This window comes from Streptomyces sp. DSM 110735, from assembly GCF_016482685.1.
Classification (GTDB): Bacteria; Actinomycetota; Actinomycetes; order Streptomycetales; family Streptomycetaceae; genus Streptomyces.
The window spans coordinates 225,669-248,451 of record NZ_JACYHF010000003.1; the positions used below are offsets into that span (position 1 = coordinate 225,669).

General features: G+C 72.4%; 18 protein-coding genes and 1 tRNA gene. 6 read left to right on the forward strand and 13 right to left on the reverse strand.

Annotated features, from left to right (window positions below; genetic code table 11):
- Window positions 1-79 precede the first annotated feature (79 nt).
- A complete protein-coding gene (gene selD, locus IF655_RS06425) occupies window positions 80-1,096 on the reverse strand; it encodes a selenide, water dikinase SelD (protein WP_199582812.1) in 1,017 nt (338 codons plus the stop codon).
- A 155-nt stretch (window positions 1,097-1,251) separates the two neighbouring features.
- On the opposite strand from selD, the gene IF655_RS06430 reads away from it, so the two are divergent.
- A tRNA-Sec gene (locus IF655_RS06430) sits at window positions 1,252-1,347 on the forward strand.
- Between the two features lie 84 nt (window positions 1,348-1,431).
- On the opposite strand, the gene selB is transcribed toward IF655_RS06430, so the two are convergent.
- The 12 genes from selB to IF655_RS06495 form a co-directional block, all read right to left on the reverse strand.
- A complete protein-coding gene (gene selB, locus IF655_RS06435; protein WP_199582814.1) occupies window positions 1,432-3,201 on the reverse strand; it encodes a selenocysteine-specific translation elongation factor in 1,770 nt (589 codons plus the stop codon).
- 2 nt (window positions 3,202-3,203) lie between these two features.
- Window positions 3,204-4,568: an L-seryl-tRNA(Sec) selenium transferase gene (gene selA, locus IF655_RS06440; protein ID WP_199582816.1), complete on the reverse strand. Its 1,365-nt coding sequence runs from the start codon at window positions 4,566-4,568 to the stop codon at window positions 3,204-3,206.
- Window positions 4,569-4,688: 120 nt separating this feature from the next.
- Window positions 4,689-5,780: an NrfD/PsrC family molybdoenzyme membrane anchor subunit gene (nrfD, locus tag IF655_RS06445; RefSeq protein ID WP_199582818.1), complete on the reverse strand. Its 1,092-nt coding sequence runs from the start codon at window positions 5,778-5,780 to the stop codon at window positions 4,689-4,691.
- Complete coding sequence (locus IF655_RS06450) at window positions 5,777-6,862, reverse strand: 4Fe-4S dicluster domain-containing protein (RefSeq protein WP_242488576.1); 1,086 nt, start codon at window positions 6,860-6,862, stop codon at window positions 5,777-5,779. Before IF655_RS06450 ends, nrfD begins: the two co-directional genes overlap by 4 nt.
- Window positions 6,862-10,200, reverse strand: a complete 3,339-nt coding sequence (gene fdh / locus IF655_RS06455) for a formate dehydrogenase (RefSeq protein WP_277952656.1) — start codon at window positions 10,198-10,200, stop codon at window positions 6,862-6,864. Before fdh ends, IF655_RS06450 begins: the two co-directional genes overlap by 1 nt.
- Before the next feature lie 91 nt (window positions 10,201-10,291).
- Entirely contained in the window at window positions 10,292-11,494 is a 1,203-nt protein-coding gene (locus IF655_RS06465; protein ID WP_199582824.1) for a cysteine desulfurase family protein, read from the reverse strand.
- Between the two features lie 10 nt (window positions 11,495-11,504).
- Window positions 11,505-12,710 (reverse strand): ferritin-like domain-containing protein, encoded by a 1,206-nt coding sequence (locus tag IF655_RS06470; RefSeq protein WP_199582826.1) that lies wholly within the window; start codon window positions 12,708-12,710, stop codon window positions 11,505-11,507.
- Complete coding sequence (locus tag IF655_RS06475) at window positions 12,707-13,561, reverse strand: phosphate/phosphite/phosphonate ABC transporter substrate-binding protein (protein WP_199582828.1); 855 nt, start codon at window positions 13,559-13,561, stop codon at window positions 12,707-12,709. Before IF655_RS06475 ends, IF655_RS06470 begins: the two co-directional genes overlap by 4 nt.
- Window positions 13,561-14,709 carry an acyl-CoA dehydrogenase family protein gene (locus IF655_RS06480; RefSeq protein ID WP_199582830.1) on the reverse strand — a complete coding sequence of 383 codons (1,149 nt, stop codon included), beginning with the start codon at window positions 14,707-14,709 and terminating at the stop codon, window positions 13,561-13,563. Before IF655_RS06480 ends, IF655_RS06475 begins: the two co-directional genes overlap by 1 nt.
- A 145-nt stretch (window positions 14,710-14,854) precedes the next feature.
- Window positions 14,855-15,259, reverse strand: coding sequence for a DUF6193 family natural product biosynthesis protein (locus tag IF655_RS06485; protein WP_199582832.1), 405 nt, complete (start codon window positions 15,257-15,259; stop codon window positions 14,855-14,857).
- A 33-nt stretch (window positions 15,260-15,292) separates the two neighbouring features.
- Complete coding sequence (locus IF655_RS06490) at window positions 15,293-16,006, reverse strand: TIGR03943 family protein (protein WP_199582834.1); 714 nt, start codon at window positions 16,004-16,006, stop codon at window positions 15,293-15,295.
- Window positions 16,003-17,019 carry a permease gene (locus tag IF655_RS06495; RefSeq protein ID WP_199582836.1) on the reverse strand — a complete coding sequence of 339 codons (1,017 nt, stop codon included), beginning with the start codon at window positions 17,017-17,019 and terminating at the stop codon, window positions 16,003-16,005. Before IF655_RS06495 ends, IF655_RS06490 begins: the two co-directional genes overlap by 4 nt.
- A gap of 68 nt (window positions 17,020-17,087) precedes the next feature.
- Between IF655_RS06495 and IF655_RS06500 the strand changes: the two genes are divergently transcribed.
- The 5 genes from IF655_RS06500 to IF655_RS06520 all read left to right on the forward strand — a co-directional run bounded on the left by IF655_RS06500 (window position 17,088) and on the right by IF655_RS06520 (window position 22,713).
- Complete coding sequence (locus tag IF655_RS06500) at window positions 17,088-17,921, forward strand: DUF2071 domain-containing protein (RefSeq protein ID WP_307814869.1); 834 nt, start codon at window positions 17,088-17,090, stop codon at window positions 17,919-17,921.
- 134 nt (window positions 17,922-18,055) lie between these two features.
- Entirely contained in the window at window positions 18,056-18,646 is a 591-nt protein-coding gene (locus tag IF655_RS06505) for a toxin (RefSeq protein ID WP_199582838.1), read from the forward strand.
- On the forward strand, window positions 18,643-19,881 hold the full coding sequence (locus IF655_RS06510) for an MAB_1171c family putative transporter (RefSeq protein ID WP_199582840.1): 1,239 nt from the start codon (window positions 18,643-18,645) through the stop codon (window positions 19,879-19,881). Before IF655_RS06505 ends, IF655_RS06510 begins: the two co-directional genes overlap by 4 nt.
- On the forward strand, window positions 19,874-21,271 hold the full coding sequence (locus IF655_RS06515) for an NAD(P)/FAD-dependent oxidoreductase (protein ID WP_199582842.1): 1,398 nt from the start codon (window positions 19,874-19,876) through the stop codon (window positions 21,269-21,271). Before IF655_RS06510 ends, IF655_RS06515 begins: the two co-directional genes overlap by 8 nt.
- 422 nt (window positions 21,272-21,693) lie before the next feature.
- Window positions 21,694-22,713 (forward strand): CDP-alcohol phosphatidyltransferase family protein, encoded by a 1,020-nt coding sequence (locus IF655_RS06520; RefSeq protein WP_199582844.1) that lies wholly within the window; start codon window positions 21,694-21,696, stop codon window positions 22,711-22,713.
- Window positions 22,714-22,783: the final 70 nt, after the last annotated feature.

Consider the following 22,783-nt stretch of genomic DNA (forward strand, 5'->3'; position numbering starts at 1 on the left):
ACGCGCGTCCCGACGCCTGGCGCGACGGCCGGCGCGCCGCCCGACTCGACTCCCGTCCCGCCGAGAACCACCGCCCCCGTCAGCGCACCACCAGCCGGTACGCCCCCTCCGGCACCAGCTCCCCGATCACCGGCGCGCCCGGCACCTCCCCCGCGACGAGCAGCCCGCCGGAGGTCTGGGCGTCGGCCAGCAGGAGCCGGCTCAGCTCGTCGGCGTCGCCGAAGTCGGTGTAGGGCGCGACCCAGTCGAGGTTGCGGCGTGTGCCGCCGCTGACGTATCCCTCGCGGGCAGCCTCCACGGCGCCGTCGAGGTAGGGGACGGCGGCGGAGTCGATGACGGCGCTCACCCCGGAGGCGCGCGCCATCTTGAAGAGGTGGCCGAGGAGGCCGAAGCCGGTCACGTCGGTGGCGCAGACGGCGCCCGCGTCCAGCGCGGCCCGTGCCGCGTCGCGGTTGAGCGCGACCATCGTCTCCACCGCCTGCGGGAAGACCTCGCCGGTCGACTTGTGCCGGTTGTTGAGGACGCCGAGACCGAGCGGCTTGGTCAGCGACAGCGGCACCCCGGCCCGTCCGGCGTCGTTGCGCAGCAGGCGGTCCGGGTCGACCACGCCGGTCACCGCCATGCCGTACTTGGGCTCGGGGTCGTCCACGCTGTGGCCGCCGCCGACCGCGCAGCCCGCCTCCGTGGCGACGTCCATGCCGCCGCGCAGCACCTCGCGCGCCAGGTCGAAGGGGAGCACGTCACGCGGCCAGCCGAGCAGGTTGACGGCGACGAGCGGGGTGCCGCCCATGGCATAGACGTCGGAGAGGGCGTTGGCGGCGGCGATGCGGCCCCAGTCATAGGGGTCGTCCACGACGGGGGTGAAGAAGTCGGCGGTGGCGACGGCGGCGAGATTGCCGGGGAGCCGGACGACCGCCGCGTCGTCGCCGTGGTCGAGACCCACGAGCAGGTCGTCGGTGGCCGAGCCGGAGGGTGTGAGCCCGCCGACGATGTCCTCCAGCTCACCCGGCGGGATCTTGCAGGCGCAGCCGCCGCCGTGCGCGTACTGGGTGAGCCGCACGGTGTCGCGCTCGTAAGTGGTGCGGATGTCTGTCATGGCTGTCTCAGTCCTCGCTCACATCTGCGGGTGGGGGCGCCCGGGGTGCGTTCGAGCCGCGCCCTGGGGGGATGCCGTGTGGCGTGTTGACTCGGGGCGGGGGCGGGGGTTCGATGTGCGGGTGGCCGGGGCATTCGCCCTGTGACGGCCCGCGGGGAGACGCAAGGGTGCCTGGTGGCCCTCCCGGTCTTCAAAACCGAGGTGTCCGAGCAACTCGGGCAGGCGGGTTCGATTCCCGTTCGTCTCCGCCAATCCCCGCGCTCCCTCGCCCGGCGAGGTCGAAGGGGTCGAAGCGGCCGGAGCGATCGAAGCGGTCGGCGTGATCCCGCTCCCCCTCATTCCGCGCTCCGGCAGCGGCGCAGGGCGCCCTCCACGCGCACGGTGTGGCCGTGCCGGTCCAGGTATTCGAGCAGCGGGATGCCGACCCGGCGGGTGGTGTTCAGCGCCCGGCACGCCTGGCTCGCGGTGAACGGCTGGTCCAGGCTGGCGAGCACCGCGGCGGCCCGCGCGTCGGCGCCCGGCAGCAGCACGAGGTGCTTGTCGATCCGCAGCAGCGCGCCCGCCGCCTCGGCCGCCGCCAACAGCTTGGGCGTGAGACCGAGTTCGCGCAGCTTGTCGGCGTCCGGGGCGTGGAACGGCTCGCGGGTGAGGTCCTCGCGTACCCGCGCGACGGCTGCCTCGACCTCGGGCGGGAGGCTGGGGCGCTCCTCGGCGCCGTAGATCCGGCCCTCGCTGTGGCGCAGGGCGGGCGACTGGGCCAGGAGGGCGTCGATCAGGGCGCGGTCCGGCAGTCCGAGGGCGTGGCGCGCCTCCTCGGGGGGCAGTCCGGGTTCCAGGGGGTGGCGGGCGGCGTGCTGCTCGACCGCTTCGGCGAGGCGGGTCTTCAGGGCAGCCCAGTGGTCCGGGTCCGCGAGCCATTCGCCGGTGACGGGTTCGGCGGGGGGCGGTACGCCCATGGCGAGCAGGTCGGAGCGGCGGATGAGCCCGCGGCGGCGCAGTTCGGCGGCGCCGTCGGCGCGCCCTGGTGTGGTGCTCAGTTCGAGGTCGCGGGCGGCGGCCGCGCCGCGCCGGGTGAGGCGGGGCGGGCGGACGTCGAGGACGGTGACTCCGGCGGGGATCCGGTGGCGTCCGGGGTCGCGCAGCAGCGCGCCGTCACCCACGCGCAGCGGGAGGGGTGCGGCCAGGCGCAGCCGGGCGGTGTCCTCGCCGAGGGGGCGGACCGTGACGGGGACGGCCGCCGAGCCCGCGTGGAAGGTGAGTTCGCGCGGCAGGTCGCGGGCGGCGTCGCCGCGCAGCCGTACGTCGACGGTGTCGCTGGTGAGCCAGCGGTCCGGGGTGAGGAGCGCGTCGCCCCGGCGCAGGGTTGCGGCGCCCGGTCCGGTGACGTTGACGGCGACCCGGGCGACCGCGCCGGTCTCCTGGTGGGTCTCCTTCAGGCTCTCCAGACCGCGCACTCGCAACAGCGCGCCGTCGCGCGCCAGTTGGAGCCGGTCACCGACGCGCAGGGTGCCCGCGCCGAGGGTGCCGGTGACGACGGTGCCGTGGCCGCGCACGGTGAAGGCGCGGTCCACCCACAGCCGTACGTCGCCGTCGAGGTCGGGGGCGGGCAGTTCGCCGGTCAGCCGGACCAGGGCGGCGCGCAGGTCGTCGATGCCCTGTCCGGTGACCGGGCTGACGGCGACGCTCGGGATCTTGCCGAGGGAGGATTCCGCGATCCGGGCGAGTGCCTGTTCGCGGGTCGCCTCGGGGTCCGCGAGGTCGCTGCGGGAGACGGCGAGCAGTCCGTGCCGTACGCCGAGCGCGTCGAGGACGGCGAGGTGTTCCTCGGACTGGGGCTGCCAGCCCTGGTCGGCGGCGACGACGAAGAGGACGGCGGGGACGGGCCCGACTCCGGCGAGCATGTTGCCCACGAGGCGTTCGTGTCCGGGTACGTCCACGAAGGCGAGGTCGCCCGCGCCGGGCAGCCGGGTCCAGACGAAGCCGAGGTCGAGGGTCATGCCCCGGCGGCGTTCCTCGGCCCAGCGGTCGGGTTCCATGCCGGTGAGGGCGCGCAGCAGGGCGGACTTGCCGTGGTCGACGTGTCCGGCGGTGGCGACGACGTGCACGGTCAACTCCCCGTTCCGGTGGTGGCGGTGTCCTCGGCGGGCGCGGACTGCCGTACCGCTTCGGCCAGTTGGGCGTCGGCGTCCTCGGGTACGGCGCGCAGGTCGAGCAGGCAGCGGCCGTTCTCGACGCGGGTCATCACGGCGGGGTCCGCCTGGCGCAACCGGGCGGCGTACTCGGCGGGCAGGGAGACGGCGGCGCTGGGCAGGGTGACGCCGGGGGCGCCGCCGCCGCCGACCACTGCCTCGCTGTCGACGCCCCGGCTGTCGATGCCGTCGGCGCGGAGCATGGCGGCGAGCCGCTGGGCGCGCTCGCGCAGTTCCGCCACGTCGGCGCGGAGTGCGGCGACGGTCGGGGTGCGGGGTCCGCGGACGGTCGCCTCCAGGGCGGCGAGGGTGAGTTTGTCGACGCGCAGGGCGCGGGCAAGGGGGTGCCGGGCGAGGCGTCGTACCAACTCGGCGTCGCCGAGGAGGAGTCCGCACTGGGGTCCGCCGAGGAGTTTGTCGCCGCTGGCGGTGACCAGGGAGGCACCGGCGCGCAGCCAGGTGGTGGCGTCGGGTTCGTCGGGCAGGGCGGGTTCGGGGGTGAGCAGCCCGGAGCCGATGTCCGCGATCACGGGGACGCCGAGACCGGCGAGTTCGGTCACGGTGGCTTCGCTGGTGAAGCCGGTGACGCGGAAGTTGGAGGGGTGGATCTTGAGGATGAAGCCGGTGTCGGGACCGATCGCGGTGGCGTAGTCGGCGCGGGTGGTGCGGTTGGTGGTGCCGACCTCGCGGAGCCGGGCGCCGGTGGAGACGAGCAGGTCGGGCAGGCGGAAGCCGTCCCCGATCTCGACCATCTCGCCCCGGCTGACGACGATCTCGCGGCCCTGGGCGAGCGCGGTCGCGGCCAGGACGAGCGCGGCGGCGCCGTTGTTGACGACGTGGGCGTCCCCGGCGTCCGGTACGGCGCGCCGCAGGGCGTCCAGCGCGGTGCGCCCGCGGCGGGAGCGGGCGCCGGTGGCGAGGTCGAGTTCGACGTCGGTGGTGCCGGAGGCGGCGAGGACGGCGTCGCGGGCGGCGTCGGAGAGCGGGGCGCGACCGAGGTTGGTGTGGAGCAGGACGCCGGTGGCGTTGAGGACGGGGCGCAGCGCGGAGGCGGTGGCGGGCAGGGCGGCGACCGCGCGGTCGGCGATCTCGGCGACGGGCACCTCTCCGGAGCGGGCCCGGTCCTGGACGCGGGCGACGACCTCCTTGACGAAGTCGCGTCCCAGGCGCGACGCGGCCGCGTCCAGCCGGGGGTCGGCGAGCAGCACGTCGGTACGGGGCAGCCGCCGCCGTTCGTCGACGGGCGGGGCGGCGTCCGTGGCGGAGGCGTGACGGCGGTCCATCGGGCACCCTCGTTCCGGCCTGGGCGGCTGAGGCACCTGCCAGGCTACGACGACCGGCGTCCGGGGGCACCCGCGCCACACCGGCCGGTACGGGGCACCGGCCGGTGTGGCGCGCGATGATCACTGCCCGCTCTGCTGCTCCCCCGCTTGCCCCTGCGCGCGCGCTTCCTCCTCCTGCCGCTGCCGCTCCTGTTCCGCGCGGCGGGCGTCGAGGCGTTCGCGCTGCGGCTTCACCACGTAGATCGGGTCCTTGGTGGACTCCACACCCGCCTCGAAGGTGCCGAAGCGCTGGAAGCCGCTGCCCGCGACGAGGGCGAGTCCGCCGAGCACGGCGGCGATACGGCTGCGCCGGGCGAGGGTGACGGCGACGAGGGTACCGGCGAGGGTGAGGCGCTCCGAGGTCTGGCGCAGATGGTGCGGCTCGCCGTGGGTGAACGTGGAGGTCTCGAAGTCCGGCTTGCGGTCGATGAGGCGGGCGGCGGTGATCTCGATCGCCGCGCCGAGGACGGCCAGCTTGCGGGCGGGACCCGCCTCCTTGATCGGCGTCGTGGCGAGCGCGAGACCCGCGGCGCTGGCGGCGGCGGAGCCGGTGAACACGAACGGCATCTCCCGGTAGGCGCCGTGCCAGGCGGGCACGGCGGTGTCGGCGAGGAGGACGGCCGTGTACGAGGCGAGGGCGGGCGCGATCACGGCGGCGGACATCCCGCTGAGCCGGGCGACCCACTTCAGGAGGGGGCCGTAGCGGCTGTGGGTGCGCCAGGACTTCGGCAGGCACTCGACCATCCCGGCCAGGGAGCTGCCCGGACCGTAGGACATGAGGATCCAGGTGCCCATGGACATCGGGGAGGTCGGCTTGGCCACGCGCATCATGTGGTGGAAGCGCAGGGGGCGGCCGAGGTCTCCGATGAGGAGATAGCTGGAGGCGAGCAGGGCGCCGAAGCCGCCGATGCGGCAGGAGCGGCACAGCGCGGGCTTGTTCGTGAGATCGGCGCCCACGGAGAGCAGGGTGGCGCCCGCCGAGAGTCCGCCGGTGAGGAGGTAGGCGGGGACCATCCACTCCCAGACCGGGGGCTTGAGCACGGGGCGGCCGTAGTACGACTTGAAGTCGGCGTCGGGGACCATCGACTCCTCGCCGCCGTGCTTCTTCTTCCGTTTCCGGCCGCCGTTGCCAGCCGCGTGCGTGCCGCCGTCGCCGGACGCGTGCTCGGTCATCGACGTCCTCCCTTGAAGAACACGGCGGCGGTCGCGGCCACCATGAGCGCACCGGCCACTCCGGCGTGCTTCCACATGGAGCCGACGTCCCGGGTCGTGACGATCGGGTCCGGCGGCAGTCCGTAGACCTCGGGCTCGTCGAGGAGCAGGAAGAAGGCGCCGTCGCCGCCGACTCCGTCCTCGGGGTCGCGGCCGTAGAGCTGGGCGGACTTCACGCCCGCGTCCTGGAGCTGGGCCAGGCGGTGGTCGGCGCGCTCGCGCAGCTCGTCCAGCTCGCCGAACTGGATGGAGTCGGTGGGGCACGCCTTGGCGCAGGCGGGTTCGAGACCGCCCTTGAGCCGGTCGTAGCACAGCGTGCACTTCCAGGCGCGGCCGTCGTCGGGGCGCCGGTCGATGACGCCGTAGGGGCAGCCGGAGACGCAGTAGCCGCAGCCGTTGCAGATGTCGGGCTGGACGACGACGGTGCCGAACTCGGTGCGGAAGAGCGCGCCGGTCGGGCAGACGTCGAGGCAGCCGGCGTGGGTGCAGTGTTTGCACACGTCGGAGGACATCAGCCAGCGGAAGTCCTGCCGGGTCTCCTCGCCGCTCCCGGCGCCGGGCAGGTCGAAGCTGGGGAAGCCCAGGTCGACCGGTTCGGTGCCGAGTTCGCCGCCCGCGCGGTGGCCCTTGCGCAGCGCGCCCGCGACGGTCTCGGCGGCCGTCTCGGTGCCGGAGGGTCCGGTGGGCAGCCCGACCAGACCGGAGTCCTGGTCGCCGAGTCGGAGGTCCTGCTCGATGAAGGCGACGTGCCGCCAACTGCTGGCGCCGAGCGAGCCGGTGTTGTCGTAGGACATGCCGGTCAGCTCGAAGCCGTCGGCGGGGACGGCGTTCCACTCCTTGCACGCCACCTCGCACGCCTTGCAGCCGATGCAGATGGAGGTATCGGTGAAGAACCCCATCCGCGGCGGGTGGTCGTCGGGGTATCCGGCGTCTCCGGCGGGGTCGGCCAGCGGGCCGAAGAAGCTGTTGTCCCAGCCCTCCTCCGGCTGCCCGGCGGTGCCTTTGGCCTCGTCCTTGGCCGTGTGGTCCATGTCCGTGCTCATCAGGTGGCCTCCGGTCCGTAGCCCGGGGTGGCGGTGCGGCCTCCGCCCGGCTGCCGGCCGTCCGGTGGGTGCGAGGACGTCTCGGCTTCGGGGTAGTCGACCGTCAGTTCGTGGGTGCCGGTGTCCAGGGTGACCCCGGCGCGGCGCCGGTAGTCCTCGACGTACGCCAGGAGTTCGCGTCCGCGGGGGCGCCTGCCGGGCTGGATGTCGCAGGTCATGACCTTGCTCTCCTGGATCAGCACGTTGGAGTCGAGCACGACGCCGATCAGGTCGTTGGTCACGTCACCGGTGGTGATGCCGAGGTTGCCCCAGTGGATGGGCATCCACATCTGGTGCACCGTGCGGCCGTCGAGTTTCAGCGGTGCCAGCCGGTCGGTGACGACCACCTTGGCCTCCACCGCGGTACGGCTGGTGATCACGTGCGCCCAGCCCATGTGGTGCAGTCCCCGCTCGGCGGCCAGTTCCGGCGACACCTCGACGGTGAGACCGGGCTGCAGCTCCGAGAGGTAGGGCAGGGTGCGGCTCATCGCGCCTGCCGTGTGGTGCTCGGTGTACCGCGACGCGGTGAACACGTAGGGGAACACTTCCTCGTGCGGCTGGGGCGGCGAGGGGTTGTAGGGGTTGAAGGTCTTCTTGTAGATCGTCCGCGTCGGGTTGGACTGCTGCCCGTACAGGGGGTTGCGGACGGGGGACTCCTCCGGCTCGTAGTGGGTGGGCAGCGGTCCGTCCACCAGACCGGTCGGCGTGTACAGCGCCGCCTTGCCGTCGCCCATCATGATGAAGGCGTCGTCGCCGGAGAGTGCGTCCGGACCGTGCGCGTCCGGCGCGGGACGGAAGTCCGGTGGCTTGTGCCGCTGGAAGTCGGGCTTGTCGCCGCCGATCCACTCCTGCTTCCCCTCATCCCACCAGACGAGAGCCTTGCGGGCGCTCCACGGGCGTCCCTCGGGGTCGGACGACGCCCGGTTGTAGAGGATCCGCCGGTTCAGCGGCCAGACGAAGGCCCACTCGCCCTCCGAGATCGGGTGCTCGAAGCGGGAGTTGCGCCTGCGCGCCAGGTTGGTGTCGTCCGCGTAGACGCCGGTGTAGATCCAGCAGCCGCAGGCGGTGGAGCCGTCGTTCTTGAGGTACTCGTAACTGTCCAGCGTACGACCGGTCTTCAGGTCGATGCCGTTGATGTGGCGCAGGACATCCGCAGCCGAGGGCTCGTCGCCCTCCTCCATCTCGTAGTCCCAGGCCATGTCCAGGATCGGACGGTCGCGTTCGTCCTCGGAGTGCTGGAGCTTCTCCCGGACGATCCGGCCGAGGTGGTAGAAGAACCACAGGTCGGAGCGGCGGTCGTCGACGGGTTCGACGGCCACGTCGCGCCACTGGATCATGCGCTGGGTCTGGGTGAAGGTGCCGCACTTCTCCACGTGGGAGGCGGCGGGGAAGAAGAACACCTCGGTGGGGCACTTCTCGGTGGAGATCTCGCCGCGCTCGATCTCCGGGGCGTCCCGCCAGACGGTCGCGCTCTCGATCATCGCGAGGTCGCGGACGACCAGCCACTCCAAATTGGCCAGGCCGAGGCGCTGGAGCTGCCCGTTCGCCGAGCCGACGGCGGGGTTCTGCCCCATCAGGAAGTAGCCGTAGACCTTGCCGGCGATCATGTCCATGGTCGTCTGGTACGTGCCGTGGTCGCCGTCGATGCGTGGCAGGTAGTCGTAGCAGAAGTTGTTCTCCGCGGTGGCGGCGTCGCCCCAGTACTCCTTGAGCAGGGAGACCATGTAGGCGTCGGCGTTCCACCAGTAGCCCTTGCGGTAGACGTGCCGCACGTCCTCCACGAACTTGTCCAGCGTGTGGTGGGTGACGTTGGGCATCGGCATGTAGCCGGGCAGCAGGTTGTACAGGGTCGGGATGTCCGTGGAGCCCTGGATGCTGGCGTGACCGCGCAGGGCGAGGATGCCGCTGCCGGGGCGCCCGAGGTTGCCGAGCAGCATCTGGACGATGGAACCGGCGCGGATGTACTGGGCGCCGACGGTGTGCTGGGTCCAGCCCACGCTGTAGATGAGCGCGGTGGTCTTCTCGCGGCCCGAGTTCTCGGTCCAGGCGCGGCACACGTCGAGGAACTGCCGCTGGGTGATGCCGCAGACCCGCTCGACCATCTCCGGTGTGTACCGGGCGTAGTGCCGCTTGAGGATCTGGAGCACACAGCGCGGGTGCGTCATGGTGGGGTCGGTCGCGATCGTGCCGGGCTGACCGGGGGGCGCCTCGTGACCGCCCTTCGCCTGGGCGGGGGTGGCGGAGATGAGCGTGCTGCCCTGCCGTCCGTCGGTCCCCTCCTCGACGGTCTCGTACGCCCAACTGGAGCTGTCGTAGCTACCGGTCTCGGGGTCGTAGCCGCTGAAGAGACCGTCCAGGTCCTCGGTGTCCCGGAAGTTCTCGTTCACCATGAACGTCGCGTTGGTGTACGCCTGCACGTACTCCTTGAAGTGCAGGTCGTTGGAGAGGATGTAGTTGACCACGCCGCCGAGGAAGGCGATGTCGCTGCCCACCCTGATCCGCACGTGCTGGTTGGCGTGGGCGCTGGTGCGGGTGAAGCGCGGGTCGATGTGGATGACCCGCGTGCCGCCCACCTTGGCCTCGGTCACCCACTGGAAGGCGACCGGATGGGCCTCGGCCATGTTGGAGCCCATCAGGATGATGCAGTCCGCGTTGGTCAGGTCCTCCGGGTAGTTGGTGGCACCGCCGCGTCCGATCGAGGTTCCCAGACCGGGAACCGTGGCGGAGTGTCAAATACGCGCCTGGTTCTCGATCTGGATCGCGCCGAGCGCCGTGAACAACTTCTTGATCAGGTAGTTCTCTTCGTTGTCCAGCGCCGCGCCGCCCAGACCCGCGAAGCCCAGGGTGCGGCGGAGCACCCTGCCCTGCTCGTCGGTGTCCTGCCAGCCCCTGCGCCGCGCGTCCAGGACCCGGTCGGCCACCATGCCCATGGCGGTGTCCAGGTCCATGCGCTCCCAGTCGGTGGCGTACGGCGGCCGGTAGAGCACGTAGTTCTCACGCTGCGGTCCGGTGACGAGCTGCTTGCTGCACGAGCCCTTGGGGCACAGGCGTCCCCGGTTGACCGGGCTGTTCGGGTTGCCCTCGATCTGGATGACCTTCTCGTCCTTCACGAAGACGTTCTGCGCGCAGCCCACCGCGCAGTAGGGGCAGACCGAGTGCACGACCCGGTCCGCCTCCTCGACGCGTGGCTTGAGCGTGCGGGACCGCTTCGACTGGACGGCCTTGCCCCGGCCCAGCCAGTCGGCTCCGGTGATCTGCCGGTACACCGGCCACATGTCCAGCAACCGTTTGACGACCATCCGCCCACTCCTTCGCGCAAAGGGGCACAGCCTGTTGTCGACGCTACCGGCTGGGCGGCGGCCCGCAAGTCCGGGCGGGCGCGGGGGCAGGTCAGAGGGCGCCGGAGCGGGCCGGGGTGAGCGCGCGGGCGGCGTCGGCGAGTGCGGCGGCGGCCCGGTCGACGTCCTCGGCGCGCGTCCAGCGCCCGAGCGAGAGGCGTACGGCGCCGAGGGCGCGGGTGTCGTCGTGGCCCATGGCGCTCAGCACGGGCGAGGGAGTGTGGGCGCCGCTGTGGCAGGCGGACCCGGTGGAGGCGGCGAGTCCGGGGGCGGCGGCGAGCAGCTCGTGTCCTGTGGTGCCCTCGACGCTGATGTTGAGGGTGCCGGGCAGGCGTCGCTCGCAGCCGTTGAGGTGGACCCGCCCCGGCAGGGCACGCTCCAGCGCCCGGTGCAGGCGGTCGCGCAGGTCCGTGAGGCGTCGTCCCTCGCCCGCCGCCAGCTCCGAGGCGGCGAGGTCGGCGGCGGTGCCGAGGGCGACGGCGAGGGCGACGTTCTCGGTGCCCGCGCGCAGACCGCGCTCCTGGCCGCCGCCGTACACCACGGGCTCCAGACGGACGCCGGTGCGGACACACAGCGCCGCGACGCCCTTCGGGGCGTACATCTTGTGGCCGACGACGGTGAGGAGGTCGGCGCCGAGGGCTCCGATGTCGAGCGGGACCTTGCCCGCCGCCTGGGCGGCGTCGCAGTGGAAGAGGGCGCCGTGGTCGTGGGCGAGGCGGGCGAGGTCGGCGACGGGCTGGAGGGTGCCGGTCTCGTTGTTGGCGGCCATGACCGAGACGACGGCGGTGCGGTCGTCCAGCGCGGCGGCGAGGTCGGCGGGGTCGACCAGACCGCGCGCGTCCACCGGCAGACACGTCACCTCGACGCCGTCGAGGCGGTGCAGGGCCTGGCAGGTCTGAAGGACGGAGGGGTGCTCGGTGACCTGGGTGATCACCCGCCGCCGTCCCTCGGGGGCGGCGAGCACGGCGCCGCGCAGGGCGAGGTTGTTCGCCTCGGACCCGGAGCCGGTGAAGACGATCTCCGCCGGTTCGGCGCCGACGAGCGCGGCGACCTGGCGGCGGGCGCGGGCCAGCGCGTGGCGGGGCGCTGCGGCGTAGGCGTGCCCGCTGGAGGGGTTGCCGAAGCCGCCTGCGAGGAGCGGCAGCATCGCGTCGACCACGCGGGGGTCGACGGGGGTGGTGGCGTTGTGGTCGAGGTAGACGACTCGTGCGCCGTCGCGGGTCGGATCGGGCGGGGCGACGTACGGTCCGTTCACGGCGGGTGCCTCACATGAAGTTGCGGGTGTGCAGTGCGGACAGGGCGGCTGCCTCGTCGTCGGGGAAGCCGAGCCGGGCGAGCCGGTGGCGGCGGCCCTCGTCCATGTCCTTCTGGAGTTCCTGGACCGCCTGCCAGCCCCGGGCGATGTCCTCGGGCTCCCAGGATCCGGCGGCGAGCAGCACCAGGGAGTCGAAGACGTCCTGGTTGAGTCCGGCGGTGCCGATCAGCGCGTCGTGCCGTCGCTCGACGGCGGCGCGCAGCCGCCCGTGCAGCAGCGGGTCGACACCGGCGCGGTGTTCGAGGTGGCCGACGCCGAAGGCGACGTGCCGGGCCTCGTCGGTGCGCACCAGGTGGCTGATGCGGCGGGTGACGGGGTCGGGGGCGTGGCGTTCCAGGAAGGACAGGAGGTTGAGGAAGCTGCCCTCGCCGAGGACGGAGAGCAGGAAGGAGGCGATGGAGAAGTCGGGCTCGGTGAGCAGGGTGGCCAGCGAGGCGCGACCGCCGACCGATGAGGTGCCCATCTCGCCGCCCTTGAGCAGCGCCCGCTGGGTGAAGACCTCCACGTGCCGCGCCTCATCGGCGGCTTGGACGGCGAGCAGTTGCAGCACCTCGCGGAAGTGCGGGTGGACCTGGACGAGGAGGCGCCCGGGGATGACCAGGGCGGCCTGTTCGTTCTCCACGAGGTACGTCATGACCTGGACGACGGCGTCCTCGATCTCGTCGGGCAGCTCGAACTCGGCGTCCCAGTCGACGGCCGTCCCGGGGTTCCACTGGGAGGCGGTGGCCTGGCGGTAGAGCCGGGGGGCCAGCTCGGTCCAGGCCACGTCGCGGTCGGCCACCGCGAAGGGGATCTCGGGACCGCCCGCCTCCACCAGGGCGCCGCGCGCGGCGAGACCCCAGTGCGGCGGCGCCCGGTCCACGATCTCCGTGCTGGGCGCGCCGCCCGCGCGTTCCGCGCCGTGCAGGCGGGCGGTCGCGGCGGGACCCGGGCGGATCCGCGCGACGACCGGGGACTCGCGTGGGTCGGCGCGCTCCAGCTCGTGCCCCTCGTGACGGCACCAGGCGGCCAGGTGCGGCGCGAGTGCCGGGTCGGTGCCGGTGATCTCGACGACTGCGCCGGGCGGCACCCGGCGCAGGACGCGGGTCAGCAGCAGCCGCGCGCCCTGCTCGAAGCCGAGGGTGCCGAGGTCGACCGGGGCGGTGCCGGTGGTCATGGCCGGTAGTCGGCGGCGGTGATCCGGCCGCCCGGGTCGTAGAAGCCGGTGGCGTCGACGGCGGCGGTGAGCTGCCCGAACCCGGTCTCCCGGGCGGGCACCCACTGGGTGAGCCCTTCGAGGTCGAGCAGGCGGCGCACCTCGGGGTCGCTGTACGACATGGAGAGCAGCAACCGCGTGAAACGGTCGGCGAGTTCCGGGTCGAGGGAGGGTCCGGCGGCCAGGACGCAGTGGTCGTAGGGCCCGGTCTGGGTGAGGATCCGGGTGCCGCCGGGCGGGAGGGTGCCCTCCTGGCCGAACAGCAGATGGTTGGCGTCGATCATGCAGGCGGCGTCCGCCTCCCCGGCCATCAGGGCGCGGGCCGCGTCGCGCTCGCCGCCGATGTGGTCGCCGTGCAGTCCGACCCCGATGTCGTGGCGGCGCACCTCGAAGTCGGTGCCCGGTTCCAGACCGAGTCCGGCGAGGTGGTTCAGCGGGATCAGGGTGGACTGGGGGGAGTCGACGGCGCCGACGGCGACGGTCTTGTCCTTGAGGTCGGCGGGCTCGCGGATGGCGCTGTCGGCGCGGACCACGACGACGGAGGTCAGATCGCGGTCGGTGTCGCGCATGACGAGGGAGCGCACGTCGGTGTCCTGCGCGTCGGCCAGGCGGCGGGTGCGCAGCCAGGCGAGCGGGGAGTGCCAGGCGGCGTCGACGCGCCCGTCGACCAGGTCCTGCGCCTGGCGTTCGTAGTGGGCGTAGAGCACGAAGTCGAAGGGCAGTCCCTGCTCGCGCAGCCAGTCCCGGAAGCCGGACCAGATGGTGACGACCTTGGGGTCGTAGGCGACGGCGCCGAGGAGCAGCTCGGTCATCACGCCTCCTCGAAGAGCGGCAGACCCAGCTCGGCGCGACCGCAGAAGTCGTGCAGCGCCTCGGTGGTGGGCGCCATCACGCGGGCGGCGAGGGCGTCGCGGAAGCGGCGTTCGACCCCGGTCTCGCGGCGGAAGGCGGCGCCGCCGCACAGGCGCATCGTGCCGTCGGCCACCTCGGCGGCGGTCTCGGCGGCAAGTGCCTTGATCTGGAGGACTCGCAGGGTGGCCTCCGGGCTTCCGTTCTCCACGGCGGTCAGTGTCGCTTCCAGCATCGCGCGCAGCGCGTCGGCGCGCAGCCGCAGCGCGGCGTACTGGTTGCGGGCGATCGGCTGCTCGGCCAGCGTCTGGTCGAGGTGGACGAGGCGGGTCTCGCGCAGGTGGGTGGCGGTGAGGTTCAGCAGTGCCTCGGTCACCCCGAGCGAGAAGGCGGCGCTGAGCACCAGGAAGTACGGCAGCACCACTTCGAGGGCGGTGCCAAGGCCCTCACCGTCGGTGCCGAGCAGGGCGGTGCGGGGGACGGCGACGGACTTCGCGGAGACGGGGCTGGAGGCGTTGCCGCGCAGCCCGAACCCGTCGTAGGTGCCGCGTACGTCGAGTCCTGTGCTGTCGCTGGGGACGAGCCACAGCGACATGACGCCGTCCGCCTCCAGCGGCTTGCTGGACCAGACGTAGCTGTCGGCTTCTCCGGCGGAGGTGATCCAGGACTTCTGCGCGTCCAGGAGCACGGTGTCGCCGCCGTCGGGGGTGGCGGTGCCGACAGGCGCCCAGAAGTGGCTGCGCGAGCCGCGCTCGGAGAAGGCGAGGCTGCTCAGGTGGTTGCCGGCGGCGATCTCGCGGCGCACGTCGTCGGGGGCGTACCGGTCGAGGACGGTGACGGCCGCGTAGTGCATGAGCAGCACCATGGCGGTCGAACCGCAGGCGCCCGCGAGCCGCTCGATCACCTGCGCGGCTTCGCGCAGTCCCGCGCCCGCCCCGCCGCTCTCCCGCGAGCTGAGCAGCCCGAGCAGCCCTGCCTCGCCGAGCGCCCGGATGCCCTCGCCCGGGAAGCGCCCCGCGCGGTCCACCTCGTCGGCCAGGGGCGCGACGACGTCGCGGAGCACGGCCTCGAAGTCCTCGGTTCGGATGTACGGGGATTCCGTCGTCTGCATGATTGCTGCACCTTGGGGGTTAGCGCCCGAATACTCCCTGTCACCGGGCAGTCAAGCAGCAGCCCCCGCGCAACGGGAAACGCCTTCACCGGCAGGGGTGAAGGGGTGAACTCGGGTTCGATGGCGCCTGGTTGAGCCCGCTGCCTCAGTCCCGGCGGGCGGCGCCCGGGACGGCAGGTCCGAGGTCGGCGCGAAGGTGGGACACCGCGAGGGCGACCGCCTCCCCGGCCGTGGCGGCTTCGCCGAGGGCGGCGGTGTGCGGACGCTTCCGCACGCGGTACGACTCGCCGTTGACCGGCGGGTCGATGGCGATCTCGACCCGGAAGGGGTAGCCGGTGCAGGAGCTGAAGCCGAGCGTCCAGTGGCTGGAGTAGACGTAGAGCTGCCGCAGCCGGGGTTCGGCGTGGGCCGCCTCCACGAGGGCGGCGAAGGCGGTGAAGTCCGGTGCCTTGGCGGCTAGTTGCCGCATCTCGCGCCACTGGTGTGCGACCACGGCGGCGGCCCCGCGCTCATGGGTCTCGGCAAGTTCGGGGTACGGGTCGGGGTTCATCCCCGCAGTATGACCAGTGCCGTGCGACCGCGTTCAGCCCGGCAGCAGGGCGTCCATGTAGCTGTTGGTCGGGCGGGGGACCTTCTTCAACGTGCGGATGTCCAGGGCGGGTTCGGCGGAGGAGGTGCCGAGGTGGCCGTGGGGGTGCCAGGTGCCGGTGACGGTGACCCAGGTGTTGGGCTTGGGCGAGGGGTGGTTGTACATGCGGACCTTGACCGACTGGGCGTCCGCGGCGCAGCAGTTGATGATGAGGCGGGTCAGGTCCCAGCCGTCGCCCTTGGCGGCGGGGGTGGCGAAGCCGGTCATCAGGACCGTGCGCTTTCCGATCGCCTTGGTGTGGTCCTGCCGCACCCGGTGGGTGAAGTCGCCGAGGGTGATGGGCAGCGGGGAGGTGGCGGGGAGCGGGTCGAAGGCGGTGTCGGAGGTGTCGGCGGCGCTCGCGCGGGGTGTCTCGCGGGCGGCGGTGTAGGCGCCGAGGGAGGGCGGGGCGTAGAAGAGGAGGCTCAGGGCGGGCAGGAAGAGGAGCCAGGCGACGCGCGGCGGCGGGTGTTCGCCCGCGTGCGGGGCGCTGCGCAGCGCCGTCCACGCCTGGGTCGCCCCGAGGATCAGCAGGATGACGCCGGAGGCGATCAGGAGGGGCTTCATCCCCGCCTTGACGTACCGCAGATACAGGTCGGAGAAGAGCGCGGTCTGGAGCAGACCGAGCCCGCTGAGGAGGAGCAGGGCAGCCTGGACGGGACGTTTCACAGCAGTACTCCCCCGATCAGCGCGCTGCACAGGACGGCGACGACCACCGTGGCGGTGGAGAAGCGGAGCGCGAACGCCCGCCCGAACGTGCCCGCCTGGAGGGCGATCAGCTTCAGGTCGACCATCGGTCCGACGACCATGAAGGTCAGCCGGGCGACCGGGGAGAAGCCGGTCAGCGAGGCGGCCACGAAGGCGTCGGCCTCGGAGCAGACCGCGAGCAGCACGGCCAGTCCGGCGAGGAACGGCACCGCCAGCCACGCCGAGCCGGTGAACGCGTCGAGCAGGGAGGGCGGTACGGCGACGTTGAAGGTGGCCGCCGCGAGCGCGCCGACGACCAGGAAGCCGCCCGCGTGCAGGAAGTCGTGCTGGACGCCCGCGCGGAACTCCGCCCAGCGGCTGTGCCCGTGCTGGTGTCCGGTGTGCCGGGAGGCGGGCCGCAGCCACTCCGACCTGCCCCGCCACAGCCACAGCCAGCCCATCAGCGTCGAGACGAGGAGCGAGGTCACCAGGCGCGCCACGACCATGACCGGCTGCCCGGGGAAGGCAACGGCGGTGGCGGTCAGCACGACCGGGTTGACGGCGGGCGCGGAGAGCAGGAAGGCGAACGCGGCGGCGGGCTCGACCCCGCGCCCGATCAGGCTGTTGGCGACCGGCACCGACGCGCACTCACAGCCCGGAAGTGCCACGCCCGCGACCCCGGCGACCGGCACCGCGAGGGCGGCCCGCTTCGGCAGCAGCCGGGTGAAGACGGAGGCGGGGACGAACGCGTTGATGGCCCCGGACAGCGCGGTGCCGAGCAGCATGAACGGCGTCGCCTGGAGGACCACGGCGAGCGCGACGGTCCGCCACGCCTGCACGGCCGGTGCGTCGCCCCACCGCCCGACGAGGAAGACCAGCGTGCCGGGCAGCACGGCGGCGCCCAGGAAGAGCAGGGGTTTGTTGCGCAGCAGTCCCGGTGCGGCGGGTCCCGGTGGCGCGGCTGTCTCCTGGACCCGTTCCTGCGTCTGCTGCATCCCGCCCCGACCCGTCAGCCGTTCCTCATACGATCGGCTCAACATAGCGGCCCAAGGTAAGACGCCTCATGAGCGGGTTTCCCCGGCTCCCGCAAGGGGACTCGCCGGGCATGGTGGCGCGCGAGGCGGAGGAACGGGTGCGGGTGCCCGTGCTGCGGGCGAGGTGGCGGACACTGACGTTCGTCCACTGGCCCGTGCGACCGGAGGCGGTACAGGCACTGCTGCCCGAGGAGTTGACCGTCGACCGCTACGACGGGACCGCCTGGGTGTCGCTCGTCCCGCTCCTCATGACGGACGTGCGCCTCCCGGGGATGCCCTCGGCACTGCCCGCGCTCCCGGACTTCGCGCAGACCAATCTGCGCACCTACGTCCGGCATCGCGGCGGCGGGGACGGGCTGTGGCTGTTCTCCGTCGAGGTCGGCTGCCCGGCGCTGTGCGCCGCGCGCGCCGTCGGGGCGCCGTACCACCCGGGGAGCGTGGAGCTGCGCACGAGCGGGGACACCGTCGTCTACTCCGGCTCGCGGTGGACCGGCGGCGCCTTCTACCGGCTGGTCGTCCGGCCCGGCGATCCCGTCGAGCCGACGGAGCGCGACCACTGGCTGGTCTCGCGCTGGCGGGCGTACACGCGCCGCGCGGGACTGTTGTGGGCCAGCCCGGTGGAGCACGAACCGTGGCCGCTGAACTCCGCGAGCGTCGAGGCGCTGGAGGAGAACCTGACAGCCGCGGCGGGGCTGCCCGCACCGCTCGGCGAGCCCGTCGTGCACTACTCGCGTCCGGTACGGGACGTACGACTGGGCGCGGCGCGTCCGGTGCGGGGAGGCGGTCGCCGACCGGTCCGGGAGACGACGGCCGACGGTCGGTCCTGGCCATGGGACGCCGGAAGGGGAACGGGCCGTCGTTGATCGGTGCACCGCCCCCGCATAGGCTGTCATGCGCACCACACGCGCACCGCACCTCACACGCCGTCGCGAGGCGGCGCGCCCCCGCCGACACCTGTGGTCCGGATGGTCGGGTCCGACGAGGGAGACAACCGACGATGAGCAGGGCGATGAAGTCACTGCTGGCCGGGCTGGTGGCCGAGGCGTCCAGGACGCTCACCCCGCCGGCCGAGCCACGCGTGGTCATGGGCGCGTTCTGCGCCGCCATGAGCAAGCGTCGCGGGCGTCCGATCGACCTCGTCTTCCGCGCCTTCCCCGAGGACGTCCCGGCGTCCGGACTGCGGCTCGACTGCGGCGACCGGTCCATCGTCGTGGTGGAGGAACGCACCCCGCCCGAGTCCCAACTCGTCATTCTCGGGCATGAGTTGTGGCACGAGGAACAGGGCGAGCACGGGCACCGCGCCGTCGGCGCCCTCGATCCGGCGCGAGCCACCGAGGCGGTACGGCGGACAGCCGCGCGCATCCTCGCCGCGCGCGAGGTGCCCCGCGAGACCCTGCCCGCCGTGGCCGCCCGCGCCGGATCGACCGACCGGCACGAGCAGGACGCGGAGACGTTCGGGCTGCTCTTCGGACGGGAGTTACGGACCTGGATACCGGGACGCTACGCCCGGGGTCCGGTCAACTCCGCGACGCTGGAAGGACGGATCAGGCTGTCCCTCCTCAACCGGGGCGGGCAGTTGCCGAGATGAGCCCGCTGGTCCCCCATCTCCCGTACGCCGTGCCCGCCGTGCTCCTGGCACTGGCGCTCGCGCTGAAGACCCCGACGTTCGTCCGCGCCTGGAAGGACCCGGACGTCCGCGCGACGACGCTGCTCCTGCTGCTGGGCGCCGCCGTGTTCGTCTCGGTCTCCCCGGCCGGCATCCACGGGATCAACACCGCGACCGGAGTGCCCAACATCGCGGCGCCCTGGGTGTATTCACTGCTGACCGCGTTCTGCGGCTCCTGCCTGGCGATGGTCGTCACCTGGCGCGACGAGCCGTCCCCGCGCCGCAGCCGTGCGATCCGGCGCATCTGGCTGATCTACACCGGGACCGTCGTCGCGCTGTGGATCACCTTCCTGCTCGCCGACGTGCCCTCCGAACGCGTCCACGACCTGGACACCTACTACGCCTGCGAACCCTGGATGCGCTGGCACATCCTGCTCTATCTCCTCGCGCACATGGTGTCCGCGCTCGTCGCCGCGTACCTCATCTGGACCTGGATCTCCCGGGTGCGCGACACCTGGCTCAAGGCGGGACTGGTGTTCCTCCAGGCGGGCTACGCCTTCGGGCTGGTCTTCGACATCGCCAAGTTCGCCGCCGTGGGGGCGCGTTGGACCGGCACCGACTGGGACTGGCTGTCGACCCGGCTGGCACCGCCCTTCGCGATCCTGGACGCCACGCTGGTCGGGATCGGCTTCATCGTGCCGCAGGCCGGACCCTTCCTGGAGAAGTGGACCCGCGACCGGATCAGCTTCCACCGGCTGCGCGCGCTGGAGTCGGTCCTGCGCGCGGTCGGACCGTCCGCAGCCCCGGCCCGCGTCGGCCGTTTCGCTCCCCTCGACCTCAGACTGCTCCAGCGCCGCCAGCGCATCCACGACGGTCTGCTCCGCCTCGCGCCCCTCCTCGACGAGGACGTACGGCAGCGGTCGTACGACACCGCGCGCGCCGTCGGTCACGACGAGCGGACGGCGCGGGGCGTCGCCGGGGCGATCACGGTGCGGGCGGCGCTCGCGGCGGGGCGCACCCCGTCCCCACGCGCCCCGGAGGACCGGGGAACCGAGCCCGCACGCCCCACCGACCCCGCGCGCCCTACGGACCCCGTGCGGATCGGTGGCGACGAGGACGAGATCGAGGCCATCTCCCGTGTGTTCCACCGCGCACGGATCATCGACCCCGTCCGCCGACGGGTGATTCCCGAAGAAAGCATGAGCACCCATGTCTGACCTTCCCCGCCCCGCCGCTGTCGTCATCGGCGCCGGTATCAGCGGCCTTCTCACGGCGGCGGCACTCGTCGAGCACGCCGATGTGACCGTCGTCGAGCGGGACGTCCTGCCCGCGGGACCCGCGCCGCGCCGGGGCGTTCCCCAGGCGCGCCACGCGCATCTGATCTGGTCGGGCGGAGTGCTGGCGTTGCGGGAGCTGCTGCCGGGGTTCGTGGAGGATCTGGTCGAGCGGGGAGCCCGACTGGTGCCCATCATGGGCGAGATGGTCTCCCGCGCCCCCAACGAGGTCTGGTTCCGCCGCTTCACGGCAACCCACCACCGCAACCTGGTGTGTTCGCGGGACCTGTTGGACGCCGCGCTGCGTGATCGCGTCCTCTCCGACCCACGTCTGACGCTGCGTCAAGGTGCCTCGGTGCTCGGTCTCGTGGGAGAGGCGGCACGTGTCAACGGCGTCCGCGTGCGCACGGAGGGGCAGGACGGCGAGGAGACGCTGGCCGCCGATCTGGTGGTCGACGCCTCGGGCCGGGGTTCCCGGGCGCCGCACTGGCTCGGGGAGTTGGGGCTCCCCGAGGTCGCGGAGCGCGAGGTGAACGCCGGGGTCGCCTACGCCACGCGGCTGTACCGCGCCCCCGCCGCGACGCTGGACATCCCCTTCCCGCTCGTCAACGTGCAGGCGAATCCCGCCAAGTCCCCCGGGCGCGGCGGCATCATCCTGCCCGTCGAGGACGGCCGCTGGATCGTCACGCTCTCGGGCACCCGGGGCGGTGAACCCACCGCCGATCCAGGGGAGTTCACGGAGTTCGCGCTGAAGCTGGGCGACCCGGTGATCGGGGAGCTGATCCGCGACGCCGAGCCGCTCGGGGAGATCGTCACCACGCGCAGTACGGCCAACCGGCGCCGCTACTTCGAGAAGCTGCGCGCGTGGCCCGACGGTTTCACGGTGACCGGGGACGCCGTCGCGGGCTACAACCCCGTCTACGGGCACGGCATCACGGTCGCCGCCCAGAGCGCCCTCGCGCTCGGCGCGCTGATCGGCGCCCACGGTCTCGGCCGTCCCGGCACCGGTCGGCGGCTCCAGCGGACGGTGACCCGCCCGGTCGCCGCCGCGTGGGAGCTGGCCATCGGGCAGGACGTGTTCTACCCGGGCGCGAGCGACCGCCCGCCGAACCGTGCCGAGCGCGCCCTGGCGGCGTTCGTGGACCGCGCCGTCGCCACCGGCGCCCGCAATCCGCGCGCCCTCGGAGCGCTGCTCGACGTGATGAGCCTGGAGAAGCCCGCGACCCGCCTCTTCTCCCCCGACATGCTGGTACCGATGCTGTTCGGACCCCGGCGACCGTTCCTGACGGAGGCTCCGCTGACCGAGGAGGAGCGCAAGTCCGTCACCGGCTGAGAGCTGGTGTGAGGATCGTCACGTAGCTGTTTTCCGGTGCCGCGGGTACCGCGCGGGCGCCCGCACGCGGGCGCCGCCCCGCCGGAACACGCCACCCCGACCTGGCCCGATTTCGCGCCGGCGGCCGAAATCCACGCCCGGCGGACCGGTCGGGCGGGGTGAATCACTACGGTCCGCACATTGCCGCGCATCTCAGCGTCAGGGTTGTACGGAACCCGGAAAATGTTCTGTGCGCCCCGCGACGGTTGCATTCCATTCAATAACGCTTGGATAACGGCAGTGTCGTAGAAGAAATCCACAGACAAGCGCGATGAGTACGACTCTTACCGCCCTCACAAGGTTGCACGCATAGGAACTTGTTCCTTGGATGAACGGACTCTTAGCTTGAGGTGATCTTCATACGAACCTAAGGAAGCTTCACCATGCGATCCCCGCACCGTGACATTCCGCCCCTCGCCGAGGTGCGACGCATCACCCAGAAGAAGCGCGACGCCTGGTGGACGGTGCTGCTCGTCGATCCGGTCGCGACGCCTCTGGTGCGGTTCACCGCGATGCGGACCAGGATCACGCCGAACCAGATCACCTGGGGCGCGCTCCTGCTCGGTCTCGGCGCGGCGGCCTGTTTCGCCCAGGGCTCGTGGCACTGGCTGATCGCGGGAGCGCTCGTCTATCACCTGAGTTTCATCCTCGACTGCATGGACGGAAAGGTGGCCCGTCTGACGGGTCAGGGTTCCGTCTTCGGCGCGTGGCTGGACTACATATTCGACCGCATCCGGGTAATGGCCTGCGCGGTCGCGCTGATGGCCGGGCAGTACCAGCGCACGGGCGAGATCCTCTACATCTGGCTCGCCGTGGTCGTGGTCTTTCTCGACGGTCTCCGGTACATCAACTCGCTGGAGATCTTCAAGACCCGCTACACCATGCGCAAGCAGATCAAGACGCGTCTGAGGGCGGCGCGGCGCGCCGAGAACTCCGCGCGCGTGGCGTTCATGGAGGACCTGCTCCGCGAGAACCCCGAGGCGGACATCGAGCAGGACCTCGGCAAGGCCGCGGCAGCCGGTGAGGTCTCCGGCGCGGACGAGGTCCTGGCGAACGCGGAGGGCATCGAGGGCGCCGAGGGCGAGACCGCCGCGCCGAAGGCTCCCCGTCCGGTCATCGACCTGCACCAGGAGTTCCGTCACCGCTTCCCGGTCTACCTGCGGGTCCGCTCCTTCCTGCTGCGTCACCGCATCCGCACCCACGTGATCAGCGGTATCGAGTTCCAGATGGGCGTCTTCATCGTCGGCCCGCTCTTCGACGCGACCGCCGAGGTGACCATCGCCGCGGGCGCACTGCTGATGATCTTCGAGCTGGCCATCGTCTACAAGCTGCTGCTGTCGACGCGCGACTTCACCCGCACCATCGACTCCTTCCAGCGCGAGGAACTGACCACCGCCTCCTGACCGTGGGGGCTCCAGCCCCCACGCGAGATGTAGTGGAATATTCAACAACCCCGATGGGTTCTACCCGGCG

What these genes read in the sequence shown, in the direction of transcription:
- selD (WP_199582812.1), bottom strand. Translation starts at nt 1,096, where the DNA reads ATGACAGACATCCGCACCACTTACGAGCGCGACACCGTGCGGCTCACC.
- selA (WP_199582816.1), bottom strand. Translation starts at nt 4,568, where the DNA reads ATGGACCGCCGTCACGCCTCCGCCACGGACGCCGCCCCGCCCGTCGAC.
- nrfD (WP_199582818.1), bottom strand. Translation starts at nt 5,780, where the DNA reads ATGACCGAGCACGCGTCCGGCGACGGCGGCACGCACGCGGCTGGCAAC.
- IF655_RS06450 (WP_242488576.1), bottom strand. Translation starts at nt 6,862, where the DNA reads ATGAGCACGGACATGGACCACACGGCCAAGGACGAGGCCAAAGGCACC.
- IF655_RS06470 (WP_199582826.1), bottom strand. Translation starts at nt 12,710, where the DNA reads ATGACCACCGGCACCGCCCCGGTCGACCTCGGCACCCTCGGCTTCGAG.
- IF655_RS06475 (WP_199582828.1), bottom strand. Translation starts at nt 13,561, where the DNA reads ATGACCGAGCTGCTCCTCGGCGCCGTCGCCTACGACCCCAAGGTCGTC.
- IF655_RS06480 (WP_199582830.1), bottom strand. Translation starts at nt 14,709, where the DNA reads ATGCAGACGACGGAATCCCCGTACATCCGAACCGAGGACTTCGAGGCC.
- IF655_RS06485 (WP_199582832.1), bottom strand. Translation starts at nt 15,259, where the DNA reads ATGAACCCCGACCCGTACCCCGAACTTGCCGAGACCCATGAGCGCGGG.
- IF655_RS06495 (WP_199582836.1), bottom strand. Translation starts at nt 17,019, where the DNA reads ATGCAGCAGACGCAGGAACGGGTCCAGGAGACAGCCGCGCCACCGGGA.
- IF655_RS06500 (WP_307814869.1), top strand. Translation starts at nt 17,088, where the DNA reads ATGAGCGGGTTTCCCCGGCTCCCGCAAGGGGACTCGCCGGGCATGGTG.
- IF655_RS06505 (WP_199582838.1), top strand. Translation starts at nt 18,056, where the DNA reads ATGAGCAGGGCGATGAAGTCACTGCTGGCCGGGCTGGTGGCCGAGGCG.
- IF655_RS06510 (WP_199582840.1), top strand. Translation starts at nt 18,643, where the DNA reads ATGAGCCCGCTGGTCCCCCATCTCCCGTACGCCGTGCCCGCCGTGCTC.
- IF655_RS06515 (WP_199582842.1), top strand. Translation starts at nt 19,874, where the DNA reads ATGTCTGACCTTCCCCGCCCCGCCGCTGTCGTCATCGGCGCCGGTATC.
- IF655_RS06520 (WP_199582844.1), top strand. Translation starts at nt 21,694, where the DNA reads ATGCGATCCCCGCACCGTGACATTCCGCCCCTCGCCGAGGTGCGACGC.